This window comes from Enterococcus hermanniensis, from assembly GCF_001885945.1.
GTDB lineage: Bacteria > Bacillota > Bacilli > Lactobacillales > Enterococcaceae > Enterococcus_A > Enterococcus_A hermanniensis.
This window is the reverse complement of the sequence record NZ_JXKQ01000006.1, coordinates 34,016-45,959: the sequence shown is the minus strand read 5'-3', so window position 1 is coordinate 45,959 and position 11,944 is coordinate 34,016. Positions and strand designations below refer to the sequence as shown.

Annotated in this window: 12 protein-coding genes; 5 read left to right on the top strand and 7 right to left on the bottom strand. The window is 37.4% G+C overall.

Annotated elements, in window-relative coordinates:
• Positions 1-17: 17 nt before the first annotated feature.
• The 4 genes from arsD (RV04_RS08075) to arsR all read right to left on the bottom strand — a co-directional run bounded on the left by arsD (RV04_RS08075) (position 18) and on the right by arsR (position 2,849).
• Positions 18-341 (bottom strand): arsenite efflux transporter metallochaperone ArsD, encoded by a 324-nt coding sequence (gene arsD / locus RV04_RS08075; RefSeq protein ID WP_010750091.1) that lies wholly within the window; start codon positions 339-341, stop codon positions 18-20.
• A gap of 73 nt (positions 342-414) precedes the next feature.
• The gene (gene arsA, locus RV04_RS08070) at positions 415-2,142 is read right to left on the bottom strand and encodes an arsenite efflux transporter ATPase subunit ArsA (RefSeq protein WP_025480573.1); all 1,728 of its coding nucleotides are present in this window, start codon (positions 2,140-2,142) and stop codon (positions 415-417) included.
• 13 nt (positions 2,143-2,155) lie between these two features.
• Positions 2,156-2,521: an arsenite efflux transporter metallochaperone ArsD gene (gene arsD / locus RV04_RS08065; protein WP_061724874.1), complete on the bottom strand. Its 366-nt coding sequence runs from the start codon at positions 2,519-2,521 to the stop codon at positions 2,156-2,158.
• Complete coding sequence (gene arsR / locus RV04_RS08060; protein WP_010750088.1) at positions 2,499-2,849, bottom strand: As(III)-sensing metalloregulatory transcriptional repressor ArsR; 351 nt, start codon at positions 2,847-2,849, stop codon at positions 2,499-2,501. Before arsR ends, arsD (RV04_RS08065) begins: the two co-directional genes overlap by 23 nt.
• Positions 2,850-3,109: 260 nt before the next feature.
• On the opposite strand from arsR, the gene cadC reads away from it, so the two are divergent.
• Both cadC and cadA read left to right on the top strand, forming a co-directional pair.
• Positions 3,110-3,469: a Cd(II)-sensing metalloregulatory transcriptional repressor CadC gene (gene cadC, locus RV04_RS08055; protein ID WP_002406511.1), complete on the top strand. Its 360-nt coding sequence runs from the start codon at positions 3,110-3,112 to the stop codon at positions 3,467-3,469.
• Entirely contained in the window at positions 3,466-5,583 is a 2,118-nt protein-coding gene (gene cadA, locus RV04_RS08050) for a cadmium-translocating P-type ATPase CadA (protein WP_071857950.1), read from the top strand. Before cadC ends, cadA begins: the two co-directional genes overlap by 4 nt.
• 220 nt (positions 5,584-5,803) lie before the next feature.
• Here cadA and RV04_RS08045 read toward each other — a convergent pair whose 3' ends face one another.
• Complete coding sequence (locus RV04_RS08045; RefSeq protein ID WP_002406006.1) at positions 5,804-6,616, bottom strand: helix-turn-helix domain-containing protein; 813 nt, start codon at positions 6,614-6,616, stop codon at positions 5,804-5,806.
• A gap of 161 nt (positions 6,617-6,777) precedes the next feature.
• Between RV04_RS08045 and RV04_RS08040 the strand changes: the two genes are divergently transcribed.
• The 3 genes from RV04_RS08040 (at position 6,778) to RV04_RS08030 (ending at position 9,476) form a co-directional block, all read left to right on the top strand.
• Complete coding sequence (locus tag RV04_RS08040; RefSeq protein WP_071857949.1) at positions 6,778-8,034, top strand: replication initiation factor domain-containing protein; 1,257 nt, start codon at positions 6,778-6,780, stop codon at positions 8,032-8,034.
• 89 nt (positions 8,035-8,123) lie between these two features.
• Positions 8,124-8,321, top strand: coding sequence for a hypothetical protein (locus tag RV04_RS13550; RefSeq protein WP_002372025.1), 198 nt, complete (start codon positions 8,124-8,126; stop codon positions 8,319-8,321).
• Between the two features lie 105 nt (positions 8,322-8,426).
• A complete protein-coding gene (locus RV04_RS08030; RefSeq protein ID WP_002406008.1) occupies positions 8,427-9,476 on the top strand; it encodes a tyrosine-type recombinase/integrase in 1,050 nt (349 codons plus the stop codon).
• A gap of 396 nt (positions 9,477-9,872) precedes the next feature.
• On the opposite strand, the gene RV04_RS08025 is transcribed toward RV04_RS08030, so the two are convergent.
• On the bottom strand, positions 9,873-10,328 hold the full coding sequence (locus RV04_RS08025) for a nucleoside deaminase (RefSeq protein ID WP_225585798.1): 456 nt from the start codon (positions 10,326-10,328) through the stop codon (positions 9,873-9,875).
• Positions 10,329-10,797: 469 nt separating this feature from the next.
• Entirely contained in the window at positions 10,798-11,865 is a 1,068-nt protein-coding gene (locus RV04_RS08020) for a Fic family protein (RefSeq protein WP_171311551.1), read from the bottom strand.
• Between the last annotated feature and the right edge of the window lie 79 nt (positions 11,866-11,944).

Sequence of the window (11,944 nt, the reverse complement as noted above, 5' to 3'; positions counted from 1 at the left end):
TCCAAAGTTTCTAGAATTTATTTTATATCTTCTAACTTCAATCCTGTCAATTCACGTATTTGTTCGATAGTTGGATATTTCCCTTCCAGATAAACTTGTCCATCTACGAGAGTCAGCGGCAATCCTTCTACTCCAGATTCTTTCAATTTTTGATTGACTACTTCACTTCTGACAAAGGCTTGTGGATTCTGTGACAAATTTCTTCTATAGATTCGATTTTCCTCAGACGCATTGACTTCTTTTGTGATTGCCGTAATTGTCAATAACTCCTGATCCACAGAGGGACCACACACGCCGGTAGGACAACACATTGCCGGTTCATAAATTTCAATTTTTCTCATAATTATCATAACCTCCATTTAGATAGATAAGTCCCTTTAAGAAAGAAACTCATCTATCGTAAAAGTAAAACGTTTAGTGGACGAATTCTGCTTCAAAATCAGACACCCATTCAGCCACTGCAAAATGCCCGTTGGATACTTCAGCCACTTTCTCTATCCATTCAATCTCATTGGCTGCCCGAGCTTTTAAAATTACGTTCGATGTGTCTGTCGCATACATACTCTGATTGACTAGCCACCATGTATGAGCAATTTTTGCTCTATCCAAATCCGCATCAAGCCGTAATGATTCATAAACAGGCGTCGTTTCAGGTAAGGTGACCATTAATACTTCAGTTTCAGCCTTATTTTGTAAACGCGGCAACAGTTTTTTGATAGATGCTGGAACTTCACCAGCACTGCGTTCGACCTCTTTTGCATAGCTTTGGGTAGAATCTAATAATAACAATGTATGACCGGTTGGTGCGGTGTCTATCACAACAATCTCATTTTCAGCCTTATCGACAATCTCAGCAAAGGCTCTGAATATGGCAATCTCTTGGGTACAAGGGGAACGCAAATCTTCCTCCACATATGCAACATCATCCGCACTCATCGTTTCTCTTGCTTTGGCTAAAACTTCTTCTTGGTAAGCTTGCAATTCCTTTTCTTCATCAATATGGCTCACAAAAATTTCTTTAGTCTCTGCTAAATAAAGGCTTAAGTGATCGGCCGGATCTGTTGTCGCTAAATGAACTTTCTTGCCAGCTTTTGACAAAGCTTTCGCTATTTGAATCGCAATAGTGGTCTTCCCTACGCCACCTTTACCCATTGTAAAAATAATTTTTTTATCTGTTGCGATAAAATCAGCGACAATCTCACTGAGTGTAGGCAATTCAATCGCTGGATTTGTTTGTTCTGAAATCGGTGGTTGATTCTTATCAAGTAAAGTCCGTAGATTCTGGATACCTGTTACGTTGTACGCTCGTAACGGAACATAGAATTGCTCAAATTTCTTTAATCCTGCGGGCATCTCACTTAAATCTTTTTGTTGTTGGTCGTAAATCGTTTGTGAAATAGGATCATCCGCTGTTTCAAGTAATCCATTAACAATTAATTTTTGGCTAAGAATACCTAGTTGACTTAATTCATCAGACGCTCGAGTCGCCTCGATTATTGCCGCTTTTTGAGGGCGAGTCACTAACATTAGTGTAGTCAATTCTTCTTGGCTTAACGTTTTAACTGCTTCAGCGTACATCTCTTTTTTATCGCCTAAACCAGATAACTGTCCTAGACAAGAAACACCTGTCGTATTTTCATCTAAGTAATTACTCCACGCAGAAGGCAGCTGCAGCATCCTTAATGTATGACCGGTCGGAGCCGTGTCAAAAATGATGTGATCGTAGGCTTCTTCAACAGATTTATCTGTCAAAAAATTTGCAAATTCATTAAAAGCCGCAATCTCCACGGTACATGAACCAGACAGCTGCTCTTCCATGTTTTCTAATGCGCTATCGGGTAGAATCCCTCTGTAAGGACCAACAACACTTTCCTTATATTCAGCTGCGGCCGTCACTGGGTCAAAATTAGCTACTCTCAAATTAGGAATGCTGTCGATCGTTTTTGGTTTATTGGTCAATTCTGTCTGAAATACATCTTGCAGATTCGAAGCAGGATCCGTACTAACCAACATCACCTTCGCGCCATTATCTGCTAAACTTGTCGCTGTCGCACAAGCAACCGTTGTCTTACCCACGCCACCTTTACCAGTAAAAAATAAATATTTTGTCGGATTCAGTTGATTTAATTCATATCGTTGCATATTTACATCTCCCTTAGCAGCAGCCAGATCCGCCACAACAACCGCCTGTCTGTTCAGAATTTTGGTTAACAAATACCAACCCAGTGTAGTTAGAAAGTTCATCCATTGTTGGATACGCACCCATTTTAACAATGGCACCATCTATCACTGTAACTGGCAAGATTTCATTGCCTTTTTCTTGCATCACCTTCAACACAGTCTCATTATTGACAAACGCATCTGGGTCGCTGGTCAAATTGTGACGAGTCGCTTCAATTTGAAAGACTCCCTGTAGCGCTTCAAAAACTGAGGTAATCATGAGCAATGTTTCATCCACTGAGGGACCACAAACACCGGTTGAGCAACACATTGCTGGTTCAAATAGTTCTAATTTTTTCATGTACTTCTTCTCCTTTTTCTACACATTCTTTATTCTGACAGATACACGTTTGCTCGTCATTAGACAGCAGTTGCATCATTGAACCCAAAAATTCTCTGACAAACTCTTCTTGTAACGTATAATGATGCCATTTCCCTTTTTTACTGACTGAAATAATTCCAGCTTGTTCTAGCACCTTCATATGATGAGATAGTGTTGGCTGAGTAAAGTCAAAATGATCCAGTAGATCACATGCACAAAGACTGCCACAAGAAAGAAGATCCACAATCTTCATCCGTTTTGGATCAGCCATAGCCTTTAATAATAATGATGTTTTTTCATAGTTCATAGCTTTTCTCCTTCATATCGATAACTATCTATGTATAAAATATAGATAATCATCTATGTTTTGTCAAATGTTTCTGTCTTTCAGCTCAAATTACTTAGTTACTCTTTTGGGCTCGATTAAACCAAGTTTGAAAATCACTACTCTATAGATTCATCATTCAATCTTTACTGTTCCCTGTATATTCAAATGATAACTTGAATATAATAATAATCTATGATACACTTCATTCAAATAGCAATTAGAATAAAGGGGGAGCTTGTATGAAAAACGAAATTTGTGAAATCTCATGTGTTCATGAAGATAAAGTTTTACTAGGAAAAGAAAAGTTACAAACTGAAGATATTTCGAGCTTGAAAAGTGTCTTCAAAATTTTAGCTGATGAGAATCGCTTAAAAATTATCTACGCCCTAAGTTATGAGGATGAATTATGTGTATGTGATATCGCAGCAACTATTGAAGCAAGCGTGGCAACAACCTCACACCATTTATTATCATTGAAAAAGAATGGAATTGTTGTGAGTCGGAAAGTAGGGAAATTGGTTTATTACTCTATCAAGAATGATAAATTTGTCCAACTACTAAATTCCAAACTATATTTAGAAGATGAGGTGCTAGTATGAGTGAAAAAAAACAAGTCTATCGGGTTGAAGGATTGAGCTGTACGAATTGTGCGGCAAAATTCGAAAAAAATGTTTCTCAAATACCAAAAGTTACCGATGCAAAAGTAAATTTTGGTGCCGGAAAAGTCTCTATCGAAGGCGAAGCGACTATTGCAGAAATTGAAGCTGCAGGAGCTTTTGAGAATCTGAAAGTTCAGTCCGAACATGATACAGAACCTCGCATTGAAACAAAAGAGCCTTTTGTGAAAAGAAACTGGAACCTATTGGTTTCACTGTTTTTAATTATTTTGGCATTAGTATCTCAAGTAGTTAACGGTGAAGATGCGCTATTAACAGAAGGATTATTTATACTAGCGATTATTATCGGCGGATTTAGTTTGTTTAAAGAAGGATTTTCAGACCTATTTAAATTGGATTTCTCAATGGAATCTCTTATGACAATTGCAATCATTGGTGCTGCAATTATTGGTGAATGGACTGAGGGCTCAATCGTTGTTATCTTATTTGCAATTAGCGAGGCTTTAGAACGATTTTCAATGGATAAAGCAAGACAATCAATACGTTCCCTAATGGATATTGCTCCGAAAGAAGCATTAATTAGAAGAAATAATGTTGAACAAATGATTAATGTTTCAAAAATCGAAGTAGGCGATATTATGATCATTAAGCCTGGACAAAAAATTGCTATGGATGGTCAAGTCATTAAAGGCCATTCCTCAGTGAATCAGGCTGCGATTACCGGTGAATCTGTCCCTATTGAAAAAAATATTAATGATGATATCTTTGCAGGAACGATTAATGAAGAAGGTGCACTTGAAGTCAAAGTAACAAAACATGTAAATGATACGACTATTGCAAAAATTATTCACTTGGTTGAAGAAGCACAGGGTGAACGAGCACCTGCTCAAGCATTTGTCGATAAATTTGCGAAATATTATACACCCACCATTATGGTGATTGCCGCATTAATCGTCATTGTTCCCCCATTATTTTTTAACGGAGATTGGAATACTTGGTTGTATCAAGGGCTCTCTTTATTAGTTGTTGGCTGTCCTTGTTCTTTAGTAATCTCAACACCTGTGTCTATCGTTTCAGCAATTGGAAACTCTGCTAAAAATGGTGTTTTGGTAAAAGGCGGTATTTATCTTGAAGAAATTGGTGGCCTCAAGGCCATTGCCTTTGACAAAACAGGAACATTAACTAAAGGAACACCAACGGTAACAGATTTCACTACAGTTGATTCAAAAGACGAAGAGAAATATTTCTCAATTATTACAGCATTAGAATCATATTCTCAACACCCTCTCGCGTCAGCAATCTTAAAAGAAGCTGATAATAGAGCGATTTCTTATAAATCAGTAGTTGTTGACGAGTTTACTTCAATTACTGGAAAAGGAATACAAGGAAACATTGAGGGAATTACCTATCTTGTAGGGAGTCCAAAGCTTTTTGAATCTATTTTAACAGATAACTCGAAGATTATTGAAACTTACCAAAGACTTCAGCAACAAAGAAAAACAGCGATGCTCTTAGGGACGGATAAACAAATTTTGGCAGTCATTGCGGTAGCTGATGAATTAAGAGAATCAAGTAAAGCAGTCATTGAAAAATTACATAATTTAGGAATCGAGCATACGATAATGCTGACTGGTGATAATGCTACAACTGCTCAGTCAATTGGAAAACAAACAGGTGTAACTGAAATAAAAGGCGATTTGATGCCTCAAGATAAATTAGATTATATTAAATCACTCAAGGAAACCTATGGAAAAGTTGCCATGGTTGGTGATGGTATTAATGACGCGCCAGCATTAGCTGCCTCAACAGTCGGTATCGCAATGGGTGGTGCTGGAACAGATACAGCTTTAGAAACAGCTGATGTTGCTTTAATGGGTGATGACTTACAGAAACTTCCCTTTATTGTTAAATTAAGTCGCCAAACATTGAGAATCATTAAGCAAAATATTACCTTCTCATTGGGAATCAAACTATTAGCATTATTACTTGTAGTTCCCGGCTGGTTAACATTGTGGATTGCTATCTTAGCTGATATGGGGGCAACTGTATTAGTTACCTTGAACGGCTTACGACTGATGAAAGTTAAATCTAAATAGACAAGTAGTAGCATAAAAAGAGGAAAGACTAGCGACGGCAGCGCCGTATAAGCTAGTCTTTCCTCTTTTTAATGCTGTTGCAGGACGGCGTAGCCGGACGGCATGGGCAAGCCCCTCTTTCTAACAGGGGGCTAACAAAGAACAGGAAACTGTGACAACTACCCATTTGGGAGTGTCCTAGCAGTGTTTTCTTTGTCACATGCTTATCAATCTTGTCACCTTATTTTGATTGCGGATACGCTGCGTTTAACAGGCGTTCTTTCTCGATTTCCATTGCGAATGGAAGATAGAGGTATTGTTGTTCTAATAGGTATAGATTATCTTCTGTGTATTGATAGGAGGCTGTTTCTTTTGAATAGACTAATGGGGCGATTCGAACATCGCCGGTCAATTGATTGATCGAGTATAGAAGAATGACTTTTTCACCTAGTTCCTTGGGCAAATGTTTCCCAAAATAGGAATAGGATTCTTGATTTGCTAAATAGACGAGTAAGCGATCCACACTAAAGTTGGAAAAGGTAAAGGGCAGAATGTGCAGAATGTGATTTTGATTATCATGGTGTAAATAGAGTTGAGCTTCTTTACCAAATTTAGTTGAACCAAGGTAAAGCTGCTTTTTCTCATCGATACATTGATAAGTAAATTGGTCTTGTTCCGTTGGTGGAATGAGGTTTATAATAAAAAATTCAATCATCCGATCCATTTCTTTTTCACTAACAAGACCGGCTTGTTTCAGTTCGTCTACTATTAGCCCTTCAATCTTAGGATCAAGCTTACCTGCCTTCTTTTGAAGCATTTCTAAAATGTATTGGTTTTCTTGAGTACCATACAAAAGATACTCGTTGGTGACATGGCCTATTTCTGCAATTTGGTGAAGGGTTTCGGTTTTTGGAAGGTTAATCCCACGTTCCCAGTTATTGACTGTACTTCGTGGTAAATCACCAATTAGTTTGCCAAATTTCTCCATACTCAACTTTAACTCTTGACGAATCTGCCGAATTCGATTGCCCACTGCTTGCTTGTCTATCTCCATGAAAAATCCTCCTCATGATAAGTTCTTAAATTCAGTATACGCTTGTACTTAAAAAAAGTCAAAATGTATTGACTTAAAATAAATACAGGCGTACAATCGATTTGTACTTAAAATAAGTCTGATGGTTCTTTGACAATTTAATAGCAGAAGGAGGTTTTTCTATGAACCAAGTCAATCAACATGATCTCGGGGAAGCCATTCGAGTTTCTCGAGAAGAAAGGGGGTGGACCCAGCGATATTTAGCAGAAAAAGTGGGGATTTCGAGGTCGTTACTATCAAAGGTAGAAAAAGGAACGAGACGATTAAGTGCAGAAAAACTGAATCTTGTATTGGATAGTTTGCAAGAAGAGATTGTTCCAGTTAATCGTGTTTTGATTGATTATCTAACCATTCACTTTTTCTCGAATCAACATTTAAAGTTGATTGAAGAGATTATTGGCATGCCTATTGAACGCTTTGAGGAACTGGATTATGCGCCAAAGGGCTATATTGGGCAATATGTTTGGAATCAAGTAATCACGATTCGGTATTCCATTGACGATACGGTAAAAGGAACCGTAATGGAGTTTTCAGGTCAAGGCTGTAAACATCTTGCCATGCGTTTGAAGACCGCAAAATCAAACTGGCAAGAGTTCTTCCGTAAGGTATTAGATTATCAGGGAAACTTTACACGGATTGATTTTACTTTAGATGATTTTGTGGGGAGTCTCAGCATTCCAGAACTGAAGCGTAAGGTAACACTAGGCCATGTGTGGACCACTTTTCAAGTGAGTGAATCTCATGGCGGTACGGATATCATAAACAATGAATCAAATGGTGAGACCTTGTATTTAGGCTCAAAGAAGAGTCAGTGTCGCTTTTGCTTTTATCAGAAGGATTATGAACAACGAAAGCGACGAGGAATTTCTTTAGAAGAAGCAGAAGTAAAAAATCGCTTTGAACTACGGTATCGAAAAGAGAAAGCGCAAAGCTTGGCAAAGATTATTTCAAAAACCCATGATTTAACCAAACTATTCTTTGAGTTACTTAATGGGGCAATTTGTTTTTATGACCGTGCTCCAAATGATCCAGGTGCAAAAGTCGATGCCAAATGGGCAGCCTTTATTGGCAATCATGGCGCAATCACCATTTCTTTAGAAACAATTCCTCAAAGCTTTGAGAAAAGTATGAATTGGTTAATTCACAGCGTTTCTCCCACCCTCGCATTTATTCAAGAGGTAGATAATCATTTTGATTCAAATTTGATTAACGAGATTATTAGCTGTGGGGAACTTAGTTCAAGGCAGCAAAAAATATTAGAAAATTTGATTGCTGAGCCTGATTATTATCAGGAAGAAGTAGAATTTTATATCCAGTGTCTTCAAAATATGAAGGCAGAAAAAATACACAAAAAAAGCAAAGCACAGCTTACACATTAAAATGTATAAACGTACTCCGCCCTAGACAAGTTGAGTATAGCACATTTCCTTGTGTCAGCCAAAAAACATTTTTGGAAAGGAAATAAACTATGAAAAATACAATAACTACTTATGAATTGCCCTATCTACTTACTAGAGAACAAGCTTCTCATTTTTTAGGGATCGATCCAAAATCTTTTGATAAATTCGTTCGCGCAAACGATGAGTTAGAGCGTTTTATGATAGGAAGACAAGAACGATACACTGTCACTTCCCTCATTAATTTTATTAAGACGCACTCTATCTAGCTAAAATATCGTAGGATGGTTGATTAGATGCTTTTCGCCATGTAGAATGACGGTGTATTCAACTAGCATTTATCAACCATCTTTCAGTGAAAGGATTTGTTATAAATGCCTAGTATAATTAAACGTGGTAACTCATATAGAGCTCAGATCTCACTTTACAATCATGGTCAACATAAGAAATTGACAAAATCATTTAGCTCTAAAAAGGAAGCAACTCGTTGGGCTTTGGAAAATGAATTGGAGAAAGGAAATGGAAAACAATTAGCAGAGCGTACAACAACATTTGCTGACTTCTTTGAAAACTGGATTCATATCATAAAGAAAAACGATGTAAAAGAAACGACTTTTCAAAATTATCAAAGGACTTCTCAAGTGGTGAAGAAATTATTTGGCGATATACAGTTAAAGGATTTGAACGATATTGTAGTACAACGAAAAATAGATAAGTATGCAGAAACTCATTCTCGTAAAACCACTCATGAAGTACTATTGAAAATCAAAACGGCATTACGTGATGCTTATGCTCGTGGCTATCTTGCTACCGATTTTGCAAATTTAGTCAAAACACGAGGGAAAGTTTTAGATAAGAGAAACCGTGCACTTTCTATTACCGAATTAAAGAAACTGCGTACTTATGTCATTAATCATCGAGAAAATGAGTTTAACATTCTTGTACTCCTTGCCTTAGAAACTGGCATGAGACGCGGAGAGCTTTTAGGTATACGTCCCGAAGACCTCTTTGAATATGGTATCCATGTCAGACGTTCCCTTAGTCCAACTTCTGAAGATACCTCGTTAAAAACAAAAAATTCAAGACGAGATATTTCCATTAACCAAGAAGTCTACGATATTCTAAAATCTGTCCCGATTAAAGATAATGGATATTTTTTTGATCCTGACGGCTTTCAACAATCTGCTAAGCTCGCCAGATTACTGAAAAAACTAGATATTCCAAAAACTACCTTCCACGGCCTAAGAGATACTCATGCTTCTTTTCTATTTTCACAAGATATTGATATTGCCTATGTATCAAAACGCTTAGGTCATATCAATATTCAAACAACGCAGAACTATTATCTTGAATTGATGCCAGAAAAAAAGCACCAGCAAGATGCTGATGCTTTAAACCTCTTAAATTCTTTGTCAAATTTATAATTTGAACCAACTTGAACCAAAAAATTCTTGTAAACGTTGATACAATAAGGAATTGATTAACGTTTTGAAAATTGAGATGCTTTACGTGCTTTCTTAAGACCTGGTTGGCAGTTCAAATGTGTTATTTTAAATCAATGAATATCAAAAGTGCTGATTTACCAGTATTTTCCGCCTCAAGATTTGTACTGTATTTCAGTCGATTTTAGGCACTCGTAACCACGATTCGTAACCAATTTTCAACGTAAGACAATTTAGTTACGATAAGTTCAGAGCATATCAGTATCAACTACACTCCTTTAAAACTTTCCATTGAAGAAACTGCATGGTAAATCCACGTAGTCTTTTTATCGTTGCCAAATCAAAGATAAAAGAACAAATTCCTCAAAACTTGTAGGACTAAACATCATGGCGAATAAAATATCCTTTTATATCATCAATTTTAAAATCTTGTATTAATGATACTGGATGAATAGAACTGCCGGCTGCTAAGACCTCCTTACAAGACATGAATGACCAATTTGGTTCATTCCCTCTGTAATCTGGATTATTTGCATAAACAATTCCATCTATTCCCGCCCATATTGCTGCTGAACTACACAAAGGGCAAGGTTCAAAAGTAGAATACAGCCAATATCCTTTCGGAAAAGCTGCTATTTCCAGTATAGTGCAGGCTTTTCGAATACTGTTAATCTCTGCATGAGCAGTAGGATCATGACTCTCACTTACAGTTGTCTCACCAAAACAAATAACCTTACCCGCTGGATTTACAATAGCTGATTGAATTGAATGCCGAGTCCATTGCCGTTCAATTAATTCAGACATAATTTGATCATCAGGATGTTGAAAGTCCATAGTTTCCCCTTTTCAGTCATTGCTTTCTAAACATAGCGCTTTGAACGACTTTATGAATTGATATTTTTTCATTATTGATTGCTAGATAGAATTGATATAAAATTCTCCAAATGTTAGGCGCTCTTTGCGGAGGGGTTCGCCTCAAGCGAATTCCCCTTCGTAAAGAGTTCGCCTTGAACACGAGTGGGCGCCAGCCCGCGAGTGTTGTTTCACCCCCCCTATCTAACAGGGGGGTACAAAAACACGAAAAACAATCGAAAAGCTACGTACAAACACTGTTATACCAAGGAAATAAGCACTTATTGACAAGTGTAAACTAATTTAAAAAAGTTCACATTTTGTTTTCACTGGTTCTAACGAGTTTCAAATAGCGCATCAAACTGATATTTTTAGCTATTCAACTTTCAATTAGCCTCGTTGATTTTTAAATTACCGATTTTATGCTTCTATTGATGGCCCGTGAATTATATTACGATTTGAATTCATTTATTAGCTGATACTTAGTCGAACGGCCTTGCCCGACTTTTTGAATCTTATTCTCTGTTTGTAACTCAGCTAAAGCACGTTCTATCGTTCGCTGGCTAATATCCGGCAATAAGTTCTCCAGATTAGCTCTACTCAAAGGTTCAAAGGACTTTTCTAGTTCCTCTACTACCCTCTCTGCAGGTGTTAGCTCACGATTAATAATAATCTCGAAACGCTCTGAGAAGTTTTCATACGCTCGCAAAATGATTCCGACAAGATAGCGAACAAAAGGCGTATAGTCTTGCTCATTTTCCAACCATCCTACAGAACTTGCCTGTAACGCTTCATAATAGGTTTGCTTCGATTCTTCAATCAACATTTCAATACTGATGTACTTGCCGACTAAATAGCCTGACTTGTATAGCAATAACAGCGTCAACAAGCGCGACATCCGCCCATTCCCGTCACTGAATGGATGAATCGAGAGAAAGTCTAAAACAAAGCAAGGAATCAGCAGTAACGGATCAATCTCAGCCTTCTGAACGGCTTGATTGTATTGGTAGCACAACTCATCAATTAAATCAGGTGTCAAATAAGCAGGAGCTGGTACAAACCGAACTCGCTCCTTACCATCCAGATCTTTTTCCGTAATAACATTATCACCACTTTTGAACTTACCTTTGTAACTTTTAGCTGAGTAATTATAGAGGTTCTTGTGTAACGTTAAAATATCATTTGGCACTACGCGAATGTACTCGTAGCTATCATGAATCAGTTTCAAAACATCCCGATAACCGGCAATTTCTTCTTCGTCTCGATTACGAGGTTTGACCTTTTCTGCCACGATTTGCTTCAAGCGGCCATCTGTCGTCGCAATTCCTTCAATTTTGTTGGAAGCCTCTGTACTTTGAATCAAAGCCAAGTCCGTCAGTTTACTTAAAATTTCTGGTTTGGTCGCAATATAGAGTTCTTGCTTTCCCTTATACTCATGAATCTTAGTCATCATATTCAACAAATCGTGACTAAGAGAGAGTTTTTTCAACTCACGATAATTAAATTCTTTCACCGCCATCCACCTCTTTTCTCCGCCATTTTATCTTATTTGGCGGAGAAAAACAAATAGTGGCGGAGAAAATTAGAAAATCTTCTTT